Annotated in this window: 12 protein-coding genes; 3 read left to right on the forward strand and 9 right to left on the reverse strand. The window is 66.7% G+C overall.

Translation table 11 applies throughout. The features are described from left to right. Positions 1 to 87 precede the first annotated feature (87 nt). The gene (locus KY494_RS05640; RefSeq protein WP_219137204.1) at positions 88 to 2001 is read left to right on the forward strand and encodes a glucokinase; all 1914 of its coding nucleotides are present in this window, start codon (positions 88 to 90) and stop codon (positions 1999 to 2001) included. Then, complete coding sequence (locus tag KY494_RS05645) at positions 1985 to 3073, forward strand: LacI family DNA-binding transcriptional regulator (RefSeq protein ID WP_219890220.1); 1089 nt, start codon at positions 1985 to 1987, stop codon at positions 3071 to 3073. Before KY494_RS05640 ends, KY494_RS05645 begins: the two co-directional genes overlap by 17 nt. Before the next feature lie 22 nt (positions 3074 to 3095). Here the strand turns inward: KY494_RS05645 and KY494_RS05650 are convergent, their stop codons facing one another. From KY494_RS05650 to KY494_RS05670, 5 genes are all read right to left on the reverse strand, one after another. Further along, positions 3096 to 4736: a diguanylate cyclase domain-containing protein gene (locus KY494_RS05650; protein ID WP_219890221.1), complete on the reverse strand. Its 1641-nt coding sequence runs from the start codon at positions 4734 to 4736 to the stop codon at positions 3096 to 3098. A gap of 232 nt (positions 4737 to 4968) precedes the next feature. After that, positions 4969 to 5889: a carbohydrate kinase gene (locus tag KY494_RS05655; protein WP_219890222.1), complete on the reverse strand. Its 921-nt coding sequence runs from the start codon at positions 5887 to 5889 to the stop codon at positions 4969 to 4971. Beyond that, the gene (locus KY494_RS05660; RefSeq protein ID WP_219890223.1) at positions 5886 to 7100 is read right to left on the reverse strand and encodes an AGE family epimerase/isomerase; all 1215 of its coding nucleotides are present in this window, start codon (positions 7098 to 7100) and stop codon (positions 5886 to 5888) included. Before KY494_RS05660 ends, KY494_RS05655 begins: the two co-directional genes overlap by 4 nt. A gap of 68 nt (positions 7101 to 7168) precedes the next feature. Further along, positions 7169 to 8185: a tetratricopeptide repeat protein gene (locus tag KY494_RS05665; protein ID WP_219890224.1), complete on the reverse strand. Its 1017-nt coding sequence runs from the start codon at positions 8183 to 8185 to the stop codon at positions 7169 to 7171. Next, positions 8182 to 9006: a tetratricopeptide repeat protein gene (locus KY494_RS05670; protein WP_219890225.1), complete on the reverse strand. Its 825-nt coding sequence runs from the start codon at positions 9004 to 9006 to the stop codon at positions 8182 to 8184. Before KY494_RS05670 ends, KY494_RS05665 begins: the two co-directional genes overlap by 4 nt. A 152-nt stretch (positions 9007 to 9158) precedes the next feature. Between KY494_RS05670 and KY494_RS05675 the strand changes: the two genes are divergently transcribed. Then, complete coding sequence (locus KY494_RS05675) at positions 9159 to 9548, forward strand: DUF1090 family protein (RefSeq protein WP_219890226.1); 390 nt, start codon at positions 9159 to 9161, stop codon at positions 9546 to 9548. A gap of 13 nt (positions 9549 to 9561) precedes the next feature. Here the strand turns inward: KY494_RS05675 and KY494_RS05680 are convergent, their stop codons facing one another. Genes KY494_RS05680 through KY494_RS05695 form a run of 4 tightly spaced genes read right to left on the reverse strand, consistent with a single transcriptional unit; the run spans position 9562 to position 16301 of the window. Beyond that, the gene (locus tag KY494_RS05680; protein ID WP_219890227.1) at positions 9562 to 11592 is read right to left on the reverse strand and encodes an SWIM zinc finger family protein; all 2031 of its coding nucleotides are present in this window, start codon (positions 11590 to 11592) and stop codon (positions 9562 to 9564) included. Then, on the reverse strand, positions 11589 to 12722 hold the full coding sequence (locus tag KY494_RS05685) for a VWA domain-containing protein (RefSeq protein WP_219890228.1): 1134 nt from the start codon (positions 12720 to 12722) through the stop codon (positions 11589 to 11591). Before KY494_RS05685 ends, KY494_RS05680 begins: the two co-directional genes overlap by 4 nt. Continuing rightward, entirely contained in the window at positions 12715 to 15207 is a 2493-nt protein-coding gene (locus KY494_RS05690; protein ID WP_219890229.1) for a DUF5682 family protein, read from the reverse strand. The genes KY494_RS05685 and KY494_RS05690 overlap by 8 nt, the downstream gene beginning before the upstream one ends. Beyond that, positions 15198 to 16301, reverse strand: a complete 1104-nt coding sequence (locus KY494_RS05695; protein ID WP_219890230.1) for an AAA family ATPase — start codon at positions 16299 to 16301, stop codon at positions 15198 to 15200. Before KY494_RS05695 ends, KY494_RS05690 begins: the two co-directional genes overlap by 10 nt. Between the last annotated feature and the right edge of the window lie 12 nt (positions 16302 to 16313).

The following is a 16313-nucleotide window of genomic DNA, read 5'->3' on the forward strand; positions in this document are numbered from 1 at the left end:
CCCGTATACGAATTAAAATCCTTGGTTTTTGCCCATAACGACAGTGCGCCGCCACGACCGCGCACGCAAACGAGACTAAGCACCGCCATGAAAATTGATGAAAAAATGGAAGTAGCAGGCAGCGATCCGGCGGAGCGTTTCAGTGAAGGGCCGCGCCTGCTGGCAGACATCGGCGGCACCAATGCCCGCTTCGTGCTCGAAACGCGCCAGGGCCACCTGGAAGCGGTGGCCGTGCTGCCCTGCGACGACTACGCTTCGCTGCTCGACGCCATCACCGCGTATATGGATAGCAGCGAGGCGCGTGCCGCCGGTTCGGCGCGCGTGCGCCATGCGGCCATCGCCATCGCCAATCCCATCGACGACGACAATATCCGCATGATGAACCATCACTGGTTCTTCTCGATCGAGGCGATGCGCGCCGCGCTGGGCCTCGACACCCTGCTGGTGGTGAACGACTTCACGGCGCTGGCCATGGCCCTGCCCTATCTGCGGCCCGACCAGCGCCTGCAGATCGGCGGCGGCATGGCGCGCGCCGACAGCGTCATCGGCCTGCTCGGTTCGGGCACGGGCCTGGGCGTGTCGGGCATGATTCCCGCCGAAGACCGCTGGATCGCGCTGGGCAGCGAAGGGGGCCACGTCAGCTTCGCCCCCTGCGACCAGCGCGAGATGGATGTGCTGTCCTTCGCCTGGCGCGAACTGTCGCACGTCTCGGCCGAACGCCTCGCCTCCGGACGCGGACTGGAACTGATCTACCGCGCCCTGTCCGACCGGGCTGGCCTGCATGACGTGCCGCCGCTGCTGGCGGCCGACATCACCAGCCGGGCCCTGAACAATGAATGCGACGTGTGCATCGAAGCGGTGGACTGCTTCTGCGCCATCCTCGGCTCCATCGCCGGCAACGTGGCCATGACGCTCGGTGCGCTGGGCGGCATCTATATAGGCGGGGGCATCGTGCCGCGCCTGGGTCCTTTGTTCGAACGGTCGCAGTTCCGCGCCCGCTTCGAACAGAAGGGCCGCCTGAACGAATACCTGGCGCAGATTCCCACCTTTCTGATCACGGCCGAACTGCCCACGTTCCTCGGCATCGCCGCCATCCTGGCGCAAAAGCTCAAGCGTGCCCATTCCGGCGCACCCGTGCTCGAATCCGTGCGCCAGGCGCGCGGCAGGATGAGCCCATCGGAATGCAAGGTGGCAGACTGGGTGCTGAAGGAGCCGAACGCCATGCTCACCTTGCCGATCGCCGAAATCGCCCAGAGGGTCGGCGTGAGCCAGCCGACCGTGATGCGCTTTTGCCGCTCGATCGGCGTGCAGGGCCTGGCCGACTTCAAACTGAAGCTGGCGTCCGGCCTGACGGGCGGCGCCATCACGGTGGCGCACTGCCATGTGGAGATCTCGGACTCCGACGCGGAGCTGGCGCGCAAGGTGCTGGGCAATAACGCCTCGGCCGCGCTGGCGCTGCGCGACATGCTCGATGTAAAGGCGCTGACGGCGGCCATCGAACTGCTGCGCGGCGCGCAGCGCGTGGAATTGCTGGCCGTGGGCAGCGCCCGCGTGGTGGCCGACGACATGCAGCACAAGCTGCTCAACCTGGGTATCGTCAGCAGCTTCTTTGCCGATCCGCAGGCGCAGGAAATGAGCGCCGCCATGCTCAAGCCGGGCGACGTGGCGCTGGTCATTTCCCGCTCGGGCGCCCTGCCCGACCTGCTGCGCACCGTCAAGGTGGCGCAGGGCTGCGGCGCGCGCGTGCTGGCCATTACGGCCAGCGGCTCGCCGCTGGCCAAGCTGGCCGACGTGTTGCTGACCCTGAACCACCCGGAAGGCAACCTCAATTTCGTGCCCATGATCGTGCGCCTGCTGCAGCTGATGATGCTCGATATCCTGTCGGTGGGACTGGCGCGGCGCGACACGGCGCAGCGCACCAGCGCCGCCCAGCTGGAAGAGGGGCAATTGCACGGCATGCGCATCAGCGGCAAGCTGAAATTCGGTGGTCACCTCGAATAAGGCGGCGCACGCCGCCCCCGATACAACCAGCGGCGCCACCGTGCATGACGTGGCGCGCGTGGCCGGCGTGTCGGCCATGACGGTGTCGCGCGTGATCAACGGACGCGCCAGCGTCAGCGCGGCCACGCGCGACAAGGTCGAGGCGGCGATCGCCAGCCTGCACTACCAGCCCAACCTGGCGGCCAGGGCGGCCCGCACGGGTACCTTGCGCATTGGCCTCTTGTACAGCAATCCCAGCGCCGCCTTCCTCAGCGAATTTCTCGTCGGCGCCATGGATCAATGCCGCCAGGGCGGCGGCCAGCTGCTGCTCGAACGCTGCGAAGACATCGACAGCCAGCGCGCCGGCATCGCCTGCCTGGTGGCGGCCGGCGTGGACGGCATCCTGGTGCCGCCGCCCCTGTGTGATTCGCCCACAGTGCTGGCGCAGCTGAATCAGATGGGCATCCCCGCCATCGCCGTGGCCACGGCGCGCCCCTCGCCCGATGTGTCGGCCGTGCGCATCGACGATTACGAGGGCGCGCTGGCCATGACGCGCCATTTGCTCGCGCTGGGCCACCGCGACATCGGCTTCATCGAGGGCGATCCGGCGCACACGCCCGCCCTGCTGCGCCGCCAGGCCTTCGAAGACGCCATGCGCGAAGCGCACTTGCCACTGCCGCCGCACAGGGTGGCGCAAGGCTATTTTACGTATCGCTCGGGACTGGATGCGGCGCGCCAGCTGCTGGCGCAAACACCGCGCCCCAGCGCCATCTTCGCCAGCAACGACGACATGGCCGCCGCCACCCTGGCCGTGGCGCACGGCATGGGCTTGCAGGTGCCGGCCGAATTGAGCGTGTGCGGCTTCGACGACACGCCCGTCGCCACCACCGTCTGGCCCGAGCTGACCACCATCCACCAGCCCATCGCCGACATGGCGCGCGCCGCCGTCAGCCTCGTCATCGACGAGATACGCCAGCGCCGCGCGGGAGAACCGGCGCCCGCCACGCATCGCCTGATGGAATTTACCCTGGTCGAGCGCGCATCGTCGGGTGTGTATGCGCCGCTGGCGGCAAAGGGCCAGCACAGATCTTGATGCTGCCAGAACAGGCGAGGCCCTACAGCGCCTCGGTCAAGGCGGAGCTGCCGATGGAGGTGATGGCATAACCGTTGCGGCCAGCGCTCTTTGCCTTGTAAAGCGCCGTATCGGCCGCCGTCAACAATGCCCCTGCCGTCGTATCGCCCTGGGCGCTGAACGCCAGGCCGACACTGGTGGCGACATGCAGACCGATACCGCCGCAATCAAAGTGCACGACCATCTCTTGCACGATTTTCTTGCCCAGTATCGCGAGCTCGGACTGATCATTCAGTTGTTCAAAAATGATGACAAACTCGTCGCCTGCAAGGCGCGCTACCGTGTCCGAGGCCCGGATGCAAGCTTTGAGCCGTTTGGCAAATTCAATCAACACCAGGTCGCCGATGCCATGCCCATAGGTATCATTTATTTTTTTAAAATAATCGATATCCAGATAGGCCAGCGCCAGACCCGTACCCGCGCGCCGGGCACGCGTCAATGCCGCGGCCAGCGCCTCGTCAAACATGCGCCTGTTGTGCAGGCCGGTCAGCATGTCGGTACGCGCCAGAGCAGCGAGGTTGCTCTCCGCGGCTTCCCTCTGCAGCGACAGCGCATAGAATGCACGGCTCAGTTTTCCGAACTCGTCTTTGCGGGCGATATCAAACACCGCAATATCGGCATGGCCGGAGCGTATGCTCGCCACATGCCGGCCCAGATCGCCCAAGGGACGCAAGAGCAGCATCACCGCGAGCCAGCCGGCACAACCGGCCAGCAAGGCGACACCGGACGAAGCAATGATGACTTGGGCATAAATATCGGTGATCGGCGTGAATGCCTCGCTTTCAGGGTAGACGGCACCGATGATCCAATCGGCCGCATGCAAGTGCTTGTACGTGATAATGGCCTGCACGCCCTGCTTGGTTTTACCTTGCGTCCAACCGTCGAATCCCCGTAATGCGGCCAGCGTAGAAGGCGTTACGCCGCCCGTTTCATCATGCACCCGCTTCAGGACGCGCGCCGGGTCCGGGTGGTGAAGTATCGTGCCGTCGTCGGTCAGCATGAACAGATAACCGCTCTTGCCCGGCTTGAGCTGCTCCCACTGGCCAAAAAATGTCGGGCTTTGCAAATTGATACCGCCAGCGATCATATACAACAATTTGCCGGCTGCGTCATAGATCGGTTCGGTTACCAGCACAATGGGCTTGCCCGACAGCTGGCTCTTGAATGGACGCGATATCACGCCTTCCCTGAGTTTCACGGTATCGATAAAATACTCCCGCGCGGCGAAATTGAGCGTGCCGACCACGCGCCGGTCATTCATGCTGGCAATCAATTTCCCCGTAGCATCAAAAGCGACGAGATTGAAAAATTCCTCGCGCAGGGTTGGATGCTTTTCAATAAATGCCTGCATCCGCTGCAGATGTTCAACCACATCCGCGGGTAGCCCTTCCGCCAGCACCCTGAGCAGTGCTTTCTTCGCATTCAAGTCTTCGTCGATATACGCCGCCGCACTGGTCAGCAAGGCATATTGCTGATTGCCGATGACCGATACCATCTGCCCTTGCTCGACAGACAGCGATGTGAGCGCAACAGAACCCGTCGCGCACAGCACCAGCACGCCCACGAGCACCGTCATCTTGAATTTGAAGCTCCTGGGATTGAACAACATCCAGATCTTATGCATGCGGACTTCCTTCTCAGCGCCCATGCTCTGTAAAGCGCACAGCTCCGGCCAGGTGGCGCCACGCATGGCACTGGAAGGAACGGCATACTGGTCAGCGAATGGCCTGGAGCCTGGCCCCGCGGACGAATACCGTTCCCGGGACAGGCTCTTGACATGGCGAGAGAGCAAATCTTACGCCTATTCTGGCAAGAAGGGCGCCCTGGCGCCGCTGAATACGCACACGCTGCCCACATCATCCCAATATAGTGCGCTCCAGCAACGATTCCACCAATTGCACCGATGGCGGGGCGCCGCCGGCCGCCAGGCAGGCGCCCGCCCCCGCCGCGACGGCGAAGCGCAAGTGCTGGCCGCCGTCGGCCTCTGGGCGGTACATCAGGCTGTACAGCAAGCCGCCGATGCTGGCGTCGCCCGCCCCCACCGAGTCGACCACTTCGATGACGGGCGGCGCCGCCCGCCATGCCTGCTCGCCCCGGTACAGGGCGGCGCCCTGCGCGCCGCGCGTATACAAATACGTGGCGTGCGGATTCCAGCCGCGCAGCACGGCAAACGCGCCATCGATGTCGTCGTGGCGGAACAGGCCCGCCAGGTCTTCGTCCGACACTTTGATCACGTCAGCCAGCTCCGTCATGCGGCGCAGGGTGGCGTCGTAGCGTTCATCCATCATGATGCGGAAATTCGGGTCATAGCTGATCTTGACGCCGGCCGCCTTGAGTTCCCGCGCCAGCGCCACCAGCTTGCCGGCCAGCGGTTCGCGCGCCAGGCTGATGCCGCCGAAATGCACCCATTGCGCGCCCTGCATCCAGCCGGCAGGCAGCTGCGCCGCGTCGAAATGCAGGTCGGCGCTGTCGTCGCCGATGAAGTAATACGTGGGCGGATGCAGTTCATGCACGATGGCCAGCAGCGGCGACTTCGCGCGGCGCTGCAAGAAACGCATGTCCAGGCCCGCTACCTCGGTGGCAGCGGCCAGCGCGTCGCCAAAGACGTCGAGGCTGACGGCGCCGGCAAAGGCGCTGGGCACGCCCAGGCGCGCCATCACGCGCGCCACGTTCCAGGTCGAACCGCCCACCTGGCTGCTCCACTGGTCGCTGCCGGTGCGCAGCATGTCCGTCAGCGCTTCGCCGGCCGACACAAAGGAAGGGAAAGGGGCGCTCATGCTGCACCTTTGAGCACGTTCAGCACTTCATAGCAGGCGCCCATGGTGTGGTAATCGACCTTGCCGGCCGGGCTTTTCTCGTTGCTGATTTTTTGGTTCTCGGGCGTCAAAATGCGGTACCAGGCGCCGTGTTCGTGGTCGACGAAGTGCGTCCAGCTGTAATCCCAGATCTTGTCGTAGCTGCGCCAGTAGGCGTCGTCGCCCGTGCGCGTGGCCAGCACGGCGGCGGCGGCGAAGCTTTCCGCCTGCACCCAGAAGTATTTGTCGCCGTCGCAGATTTCATCGTGCGGGCCGAAACCGTAGTGGATGCCGCCATGCGCGCCATCCCACGCCTTGGCCAGGGCCGTGTCGTACAGGGCGCGCGCGCGCGGCAGCAGCCAGTCGGACGGACCGGCCATGAACCGGCTGTGGCGCTCCATGATCAGCAGCAGCTTGGCCCATTCCGTGAAGTGGCCGGGCTGGTAACCCCAGGGACGGAAGATATTGCTCTTGTCGTGCAGGTTGTAATCCCAGTCGATAGCCCAGTCGGGTTTGTAGTGCTCCCAGATCATGCCGTTCGCCAGACCCGCCTGGCGCACGGTGATGTTGTGCGCCAAGGTTTCGGCGCGGTGCAGATATCTCGCTTCGCCCGTCGCCTCGAACGCGGCCAGCATGGCTTCGCAGGCGTGCATATTGGCGTTCTGGCCCCGGTAGCCGTCAAGCGTGGCCCAGTCGGCGCTGGCCACGTCCGCATACAGGCCATGTTCGGGCAGCCAGAAGCGCTGTTCCATCAACTCGAACGTTTCGTCCAGATACGCGCGCGCTTCCGTCATCCCCGCCTGCAGCGCGTGAGCATACGCGAGCAGCACGAAGGCCAGGCCGTAGCAGTGGTTGGCGCCGTCTTCCACCGTCTTGGCGCCGTCTTGCCATGTCAGTTGCCAGGCGTAGCCGCCCGTGGCCGGGTCGCGGTGCACGTCGCGCAAGAAGGCCACGCCGTGGCGCAGCGCCGCCTGGTAATCGTCGTCGCCGAAGTGGCGGTAAGCCATGGCGTAATTGAAGATGAAGCGCGTGCTGCTGACCAGGTGGCGCGTGGCCGCGTCGTACACCGTGCCGTCGTCGAGGAAGAAGTGATAAAAGCCGCCGCTCGCATCGATGGCGCGCGGGTGATAAAAGTGCATCGTGTGCAGGATGTGCCCTTCGAGCATTTGCCTGGAGCGGAAATCGGGATTCATGGGTCTCTCATGATATTGTTATCGATAACAATGATGATAGCATGCCGTCTTCACGCCGTCATGCCCGCTCAAGGGGTCTTGGCCAGCCTGAGCTTTTCGCGCCACAGTGCCGCCTGCACGGGGTCGGCCGCCTGTTCCAGCTCGCCCTTGTCGTACACCTTGACCAGCCGTTCCATCGCTTCAACGTCGCCCTGCTTCGCCGCCAGCAGATACAGCGCGAAGGGCTTGGGCGCCGGCCCTTGCCGGGTGGCTCCGCCACGGCCCTGCTCCAGCAGCCGCGCGAAGCCCGTCTGGCCCGGCGGGCTCTTGGCGATGGCCGCCATTTCATACCAGCCCAGGGCACCCTCGTCGCTCTGCGGCACGCCCTGCCCCACTTCATATGAATAGGCGACATTGTTCAAGCCCGGTGGATCGAGCGCCTTGGCCGCCCGCATGTACCAGCCAAATGCTTGCTTGCGCTGCGCGTCATCGTGTGCCGTCATCATCAGGCGGTAGCCGATTTCATTGTAGGCGGGAATAAAACCGTTTTCGGCGTAGAACTTCAGCCAGTGCAGTGCGTGCGCCTGTTCTGCCGGGCTGCTGTGGATGTTTTCGAAATGCTGGGCCACCATGAAGTTGGCCAGTTCCACGCCTTGCGCGGCGCCCTTGCGCGACCAGTATTCGCCCAGTTTGCGGTCCACCGCCATGCCCTGGCCATTCGTATACGCCACGCCGAGGAATGCCTGCGCCGGACCATAGCCGCCTTCGGCCGATTTCTGCATCCATGCCAGGCCCGCGTCGACGTCGCGCGGCGCGCCCTCGCCCTCGTGCAGCATCTGCGCCAGCTCCAGCTGGGCGGCCGTATCTCCGCCTTCGGCGGCGCGGCGCGTCTTCTCATAGGCGGCGACCTTCTCCGGCGACAGGTCGGCCGGACGGTTGATCACGGCCTGCACTCTGGCGCGCATGTCGTCGAGGCCGGACATGTCGAATTCGGCCAGCGCCGGATGCTGGCGCGGCGCCGCTTCGGCGGCTGGCTGCGCCAGCACGGGCTGCGCCAGCACGGGCTGCGCCAGCGCCAGGGTCAATAACAATACGATGGTCTTCATTTCTTTTCACTTTCCGCCAGCTTGGCGCGCCATTCGGCGGCGTCTTCGGCATTCGCCGCTTGTCCCAGTTCACCGTTGACGTACACGTCGAGCATGCGCCGCATGGCGGGCAAGTCGCCGCTCCATGCGGCCCGCTCGTACCAGACCAGGGCCAGCTTGTCCGACTGTTTCACGCCCAGGCCCAACTCGTGCGCGCGGGCCAGGTTGCGCATGCCGGCCGGTTCCTTTTCACGCGCCGATCTGTCATACCAGTGGAAAGCCTCGCCGCGCTCCTGCTCATCGGTGGCTGCGCGCATCAGGTGTTCACCGAGCGCGTTGTAGGCAGGGATAAAGTGTTCTTCGAGCGCGGCCTTCTTCAACCAGGTGATGGCCAGTGCCTGTTCTTCGGCACTGCTGTCGCCGTCAATGAATTCCAGCGCCAGGATGGTTTGCGCCAGCGCATCGCCTTGCGCCACGCCCTTGCGCAGCCAATATTGTCCCTGCACGCGGTCGATGGGCACCTTGCCGCCCACGGTATAGGCCAGCCCCATGGCCGATTGCGCCGGCGCATAGCCGCCTTCGGCCGACTTGCGCACCCAGGCCATCGAGTGCGCCGTGTCTTGCGGCGCGCCGACGCCCAGCTGCAGCATGCGCGCCAGCGCCAGCTGCGCCTCCACGTCGCCCGCTTCGGCCGCACGCCGGGTCTCGGCAAATTCGGCGATGCTTTCCGGGCTATGGGTAGTCACATCGGCCCGTGCCTCGATGGCGATCAGCTGCAGATCGAGCAAGGTGGGCGAGCTTTGCGCCAGCACAGGCAGCGGCAATAGCAAAGGGATCAGCAACAGTAATTTCCTGGGCATGCGGCGGAGTCGGGAAGAAGAAAACATGCATGGTAGCCGATGCATGGCCAGATTGGCGCGCACGGCAGGCGAAGTTTGACAGGGGGCGTTGGCAGGCTTACATTGCACGGGCTCACCACTTATACAGGAACACCATGAACCGCCTCGCCACAACCGCCTTGACCCTGCTGCTCGCCGCAGCCTCCGTGGGCGCCAGCGCCGCAGACACCCAGCTGGCCGGCTGCGCCGCCAAGCGCGAAAGCATCCGCAACGAATTACAGCAGGCGCAGGAACAGGGCCTGTCCGACAAGGTCGCTGGCCTGACGCGCGCGCTCGACGAAGTCAACGCCCACTGCCGCGACAGCACCCTGATCGAACGCCACAACAAGAAGGTGCTGAAGGCGCAGGCAAAAGTAAACCAGACGGAGCGTTCGCTGCGCCTGGCCCAGGAAGCGAATAAAGAGCCGAAAAAGATCGCCAAGCTGGAAGGCAAGCTGGAAAAAGCCAGGGCGGAACTGGCCGCCCTGCAGGCGCAGCAGCCCTGACGACAAGCGGCGGCTACCCTGCCGCCTCCAGCGCGAGGCACGTCGTGCAGACGTACGCCAGGCGCAAGGCTTGCGCCGCGCGCGGCGTGCCGACGTAGGCCCCCAGCAGGCCGGCCGGCAAATCCAGGCCCAGCGCGCGCAAGGTGGCGCCGTGTCGCGCCAGTTCGCCGGCCAGTTCGGCTTCCAGCCGTGGCCGGCCGCTACGCGCCTGCAGTGCGAGAAGGTCGAGCACCTGGGCCAGCACCCGCGCTGCCGCCGAGGTTTGCTGCGGCACCGATGACGCCAGGCTGGCGCCCCCCAGGCTCTTGAAAAAACGCGCCAGCGCCGACGGCAGCTTGCCTGCGTCGATCTCGAAATCGAGCGACACCACGCGCAGCTTGCCATCCTTGGCGATGAGCAGCGCCACCGGCTGCCAGCCACCTGGCTCGCCACGCGCGCGGCTGGCCAGCACGGCACGGATATCGGCGCCATCGGCCACGGCCGCCTGCAGCCGCGTGATGCGCGGACGCAGCGCCGGCAGTGCCGGAATCTGCAAGTCCAGGGCGGCGCCGCAGGTGTCGAACACTTGCCAATCGAGCCGCTGCCCCACTTCGTCGAGCTGCGGCCGCGCCACGGCCACCGGACGCAGCACCACGCAATCGACGGGCTCCGGCGTCAAGCCGACGTTACCGCTCACGAAAGCGGCCAGCGCCGTCCAGTCGCTGAAACCCAGACTCTGCCAGCGCGCATCGTCGAGCGCCCACAGCGGCGCCGCACTGGCGCGCGCCCGGCTGTCCATGGCAAGGCGCCCATCGTCGGCCAGGGACGCGCCTGCCAACTGCCAGCTCGCCTCGCACATATGCCGGGCGCTGCCGGCACCCGTCCACAGGCTGCCCGCATCCCATGCCGATTCGCGCGTAAACGAGCGGTCGCTGGCGTCGGGCCGCGCCAGCACCGCCTGCACGATCCGCCCCTCGCCTCCCTCGGCATGCTGCCAGAACGACAAGGTCAGGCCATGCGCGCCGCCGCGCGTTTCCCACCAATACGCGCCCAGCGGCAGCAGGTCGAGGGGCGCGTCGCCGGCCGCATCAAAGCTGCGCCGCGCCTGTCCGCGCAAGCGCCGCAAGAGCGGGCCAGGCGCGTGTTCGAGCGCCGCGCACAAGGCGCTGATGGCCGCCATCTCTTCGAATGCCTGGCGCTCGCTGGCGTGGTAATCGCGCCGCACGAGCAAGTCCAGCGTACCGCCCAGGCCACGCAACAGGGCGGCAAGACGGGGCAGGTTTTCGCTGCGCGCCGACATGGTCAGCGCGCGCAGCTGGCCGGCGGCAATCGCGCTGGCATGCGACAGGCCATTGTCGTACAGTTCACCGAGCAGCCGCCGCACCTGTGCCAGGAACACCAGCTCGGATGTACTCATCCCGGGCGCTGCGGTGACAGGCGCCGTCGCGGCGCCCGCCGGCCAGGCAAACTCCCGTCCATGCTTGCGCCAGACGCAGGCCAGCGCATACAGGTGCAGCGCCTTGCGCAGGGCGGCCGGGGTATCGGACACCATGGCGTCCACACCGGCGCCGCGCAGATAGCTGCAGCCCAGTTTCAACAAGGGCAGCTCGATCTGCAGCCTGGCGTTGACGATGGTGACGTCCGCCTGGTCGCCTTCCGCCAGCCAGGCCAGCGCCTGGCGCACCGCCGGCTTGCCCGCCTGCTTGCAGACGGTCGCGCTGTCGAGCGCCAGCACCTCCTCCAGCACACCGGCCGGCGGCGCCTCCTGCGCACCGTCCTGTCCACTGTCTTGTCCACTCTCCTGCGGCAGTTCGCGCAGCCACACGGCAGCGGCCAGGAGATGCTTGCACATGCCGGGCGCCGGGCAATCGCAGCGGCCCTTCTGCGGTCCTCCCGCATCGAGCAGCACCCGCTGGCCGTCGGCGACCAGGGCGCCGCCCACGTCATCCCGCCAGCCCACCTTGCCCGCCCCGATATCTTTCAGGGCGCGGCGCAGCAGGCCCGCGTTGGCCAGCGTCGCCAGGCTGTCGTCGTCAAAGCTGCGGTACAGGGCGTGCCAGCTCATCCCATCACCCCGGCCAGCCATTCGGCAAAGTGCTGCGGCGTCAGTGCCGCCACGTGCATGCCCTGATCCGCCAGGCGCTGCGCCATGCCGTGGTCATACACGGGCTGCGCGCGCGCGTCGAGCGCGGCCAGGCCCAGCAGCGTGACGCGCGACTCGGCCATGCGCTTGAGCGCCGCCAGCAGCGGCCCTGGCGGCGCGCCTTCCTCGAAATCGCTGATCAGGGCCAGTACCGTGCGCTGCGGATTGCTCACCAGCTGCTCGCAGTACTGCACCGCGCGGCCGATATTCGTGCCGCCGCCCAGCTGCACCGTCAGCAGCACCTCGACCGGGTCGGCGGCCAGGTGCGTCAGGTCCACCACGCTGGTGTCGAACACCACCAGCCGCACATTCACGGCCGGCAGGCCGGACAGGATGCCTGCCACCACGGCCGCATAGATCACCGAATCCATCATCGAGGCGCTCTGGTCGACGCACAGGATGACGTCCCACGGCAGGCTGCGCTTGACGCGCGCGTTGAAGACGGGCCGCGCCATCAGCAGGCGGCGGCTGGCCAGATCATAGTGTTTCAGGTTGGCGGCAATGGTGGCGCGCCAGTCGAAGTTCTGCGCGCTCTTCATCTGCGTGCGGCGAAAGCGATTGCGCCGCCCCACCACCGCGTTGACGAAATCCTTGCGCAGGCGCTCGGTGATTTCCTCGACCACGTGCCGTATCACGGCGCGCACCGCGTCATGCATGTCCGCGCCGAGGCGCCCGCGCATGCCGATCAGGGCACGCGCCAGCGCCTGGTTCGGCTCCAGGCTGGCCAGGACAAACGGGTCGCGCAGCAGGCCGCTCAATTCATAGCGCTCGATCGCGTGGCCCTGCACGCGCTCGTACACCTCCTGCGGAAACAGCTTGCGCGCCTGCGCCAGCCAGTCGATGGCGCGCAACTGGCTGGGGTCCAGCGAACCGCCACCGCCGGCGCGCAACATGCCCTTGCGCTCATACTCGCGGCCATACAAGTAATCGAGGCTGGCATCGAGCCGGCCATCGTTGGCGGACCAGGCTTCCGTTTGCAGCGGCTGCGCGTAGCGTCCCAGCATCAGGCGCCAGCGGCGCAGCATTTCCTGATGATGCAGATTCTCAGCCATGCGGCTTCTCCGTTGAAAGATCCAGCCAGACAGACAGCGCATCGCGCTCCAGGCAGGCGGCCAGCGCCGCGTTCAGGCGGCCGCCCGCCAGCATCACATCTTCGCTGACGTCGTAGTGAAATTCGACCTGCAAGGCGTCCGGCGCGGCGCCGTTGAGCACCGCCAGCGCCTCGGTCAGGTCGCTCGTCTCCTGCGGCTTCAGGCCAGTGAAGGCCAGCCGCAAATCGGGCAGATACCGGATGAAACTGGCCTCGTCCCAGCTGCCGACCAGGGTATTGAAGCTGCGCCGCAGTCCCGGCTGCGTCAGCAGCAATTCAGGCGCGGCGGCCATCAGGCCCGACAGGAAGCGCACGGCATCCTGCGGCGTGGCGCCGGCGCCGAAGCGCTGTTCCAGCAAGCGCGACAAATCCTGTTCATCCCAGGCGCCATCGAGGAACAGCAGCGCGGCGGCAGCGCCGCAGATGCCGGGCGCGCAGGCGCGCGTCGCCGTCAGGGCCTGCAGGCGCCGGTGCAGGTCGCCGGCTTCGAAAGCCAGGCCAGCCTCCCGCACCGGCAAGGCGCTGCGTGCGGCACGGCCAAATTCGCGCAATGCCAGCAACTGTCCCACTTGCGCGCCGTCCCCATCCATCCCCGTATCGGCCAGCCCGGGCAGCAGGAACAGCGCGGCAGGCCAGACACGCCGCATCAGCGCCAGCACGCCCGGATGCTCGCGCACGCCCAGCGGCTCGCGCGCGCGCCACAGGGTCACCAGCGCATGGCCGCAGCCGACGACGGAGGCAAAATCGGCATCGTCATCGAGATGGCGCGACAACAGCGACAACAGATCGGGCAAACGCTCATGCAAGCCCACCAGGCAGGCACGCACCAGCAGGGCCGCGGCGCTGCCGGCCGAACGGGCCCGGCCCGCGGCGCCCAGCGCCTGCTCTTCGCGCAGCAGCCGCGCCAGCGCCACCTCGCCCAGGGTGGCGCCATCGGCGGCCAATTCGATCAGGCGCGCTTCGACCAGCGGCGTCCACGCATACGTCCATTCCTCGAACAGCAGTTCCAGCCGGCTGCCGGCCATGAAATCGGGGCCGCCCTGCCAGCGCGCCAGGTCCGTGTCCAGATACTGCATCAGATGAAAGAAGCGGCTGCGCCGGCGGTGGCGTTCCTTGCGGTACAGGTCCAGCCGCGCCAGCCGCTTGTCGCCGTCGTCGAGGCGCAAGCCGTGGCGATGCGCAGCCGCGCGCGCGTCTTGCACCAGCGGCGGCGAACCGGCCGATGGCGGCACGTCGCCCAGCCGGCTGCCCGTCATCTGGCGCCGCACGTCGTCGAACAGGCCTTGCATGCCATCGTCGATGGCGCCCTTGACGAAGCAGGAGCGCATGGCGTCGAGCACATCCTGGCGGCCTGGCCCCGCATGGCCGCGCAAGGCCGCGAGCCTGGCCGCCTGCAGCACGGCCGCCTGTACCTGCGCCGTGGAAATGCGCTCGTGCACGCCGCGCGCACGGCTATCCTGGGCCAGCCTGGTCAACTGGTCCACGGCGACGGCAAGCTGATGCTCGCCAGGCGCCGGCGACTGCAGGGCGTCCCAGACGGCCTGGTAGTAGGCGGGCGCCGGCATGCCGGCGCCATAGCCATTCAGGGCATCGAACCGCTCAAAGCTGTAGCGTATCAGCCAGCTGGCGCCAGCGGCGGCCGGCGCGGCAGGTGCGGCAGGTACGGGATTCGCGTCAAGCAGTTCGATCAGCACGCTCGTGTGAAAGCCGCCGGTGACCACCACCACGGGGCCATCGACCTGTTTGCGCCAGCGGGCGATATGCGCCGCCATGTGGCGTTCGCGCGGCAGGCTGCCCTCCGCTTCCAGCACGGCCGGCTCGTAATCGAGACGGGCCATGGCGCAGTATGAAAACACGTCGCCAAACACGCTGCGCCAGTCCGCCAGCGCCGCGCGCGAGCGCGCCTCGAACAGGTGATCCCACAGTTCATCCTGGTCGCGGCAGCCGGCGCGCGCGGCCAGGGCGTTCAGATAGCTGCTGTGGGCCAGGTAGCGCTCGGCCATCAGGCTGCGCGCCTCGGCATCGGGCTGCGCGTCGGCCGTGCCCGCGCGCGCCTGCCACGGCAGGTCGATGAAGGCCAGCTGCGCCTGCACGGCCGCCCCCTCGCGCAGCGCCACCCATTCGGGGCTGTAATCGCAAAACGGGAAAAACGCCGATTGCGCGCGCGTGCCCTCCGCGCCTGCCGCCGGCGTCTGGCACAACAGCGCCACGGGCGGGCGCGTGCGTTCGTCCAGCAGCAGGGGCAGCATGTCCGTAAAACCTTCCGGTCCCTCGATCAGCACGGCGGCCGGGCGCAATTCGCGCAACATGGCCTGCAAGGCATGCGCGCATGCCGGGCTGTGGTGGCGTACCGGCGCAAAGTACACGCCCTGCCCGAACAGCCTGGCGCGCGCGGCGGCCACGCCGGCCGGCAAGTCCGGCGACAAGTCCGGCGGCACTACAGCCATAGCTGGCGCGCCGCGTCGCCGAAGCTTTTCCACAAATCGTCGCGGCGGCCACGTTCGCGCACCACGGTGTCGAAATAATGGCGCACGCGCTTGAGGTCATCGGCGTTGTCCTTCAGGACCACTCCCTGCAACTGGTTGGCCAGTTCGCGCGGGCGCAAGGTGCCGTCGCCGAAATGCAGCGCCTCCAGCGAGGCCGCATAGACCAGGTTGACCGCCTCGGCGCTCGACATCACCGCCTCCGGCGTCTTGATGGCCGTGCCTTCGCGGGTCTGGCCGGCGCGCAGTTCCTGGAACGTGGTTACCAGCAGTTCGACCACGTCGCGCCTGACGATGACGGCGGCGCCGATGGCATCGAGTTCGCGCCGCAGCTGCTGCATCACCAGTTCGACTTCGAAGCCATGGTCGCGGATCGGCTTGACGGTTTCGAAGTTGAAGCGGCGTTTCAGCGCCGACGACATTTCATGCACGCCGCGGTCGCGCAAGTTGGCGCTGGCGATGATATTGAAGCCGCGCCGCGCATGCACGCGCGCGTCGCCGCCCAGTTCGGGAATCATCAGCTGCTTTTCCGACATCAGTGAAATGAGCACGTCCTGCATCTCGGGCGCGCAGCGCGTGATTTCCTCGAAGCGCACCAGCTTGCCCGCTTCCATGGCCTGGAACAAGGGCGACGGCACCAGTGCGCGCCGGCTCGGCCCTTCGGCCAGCAGCAAGGCATAGTTCCACGAATACTTGATATGGTCTTCAGTGGTGCCGGCCGTGCCCTGTATCGCCAGCGCGGAGTCGCCGCTGATGGCCGCGGCCAGCAATTCGGACAGCAGCGACTTGGCCGTACCCGGCTCGCCCACCAGCATCAGCCCCTGGTGCCCCATCAGGGTGACGATGGCGCGGTCGACCAGCGGATCGTCGCCATAGAATTTGCGGCTCACTTGCAGCGCCGCGTCGCCCAGGATGAAGCGGCGCACCGCGCGCGGCGACAGCAGCCAGCCCTGCGGGCGCGGATCGGTATCGGCCGCCTTCAGACGTTCCAGCTCGCTCGCGTAGCGCTGTTCGGCGCTGCGCCGCACCACCTGATTATCGTTATGTTGTTCCGTCATGATTTTGCTTTC

Origin of the sequence: Janthinobacterium sp. PAMC25594, assembly GCF_019443505.1 — a bacterium.
Lineage (GTDB): Bacteria > Pseudomonadota > Gammaproteobacteria > Burkholderiales > Burkholderiaceae_D > Janthinobacterium.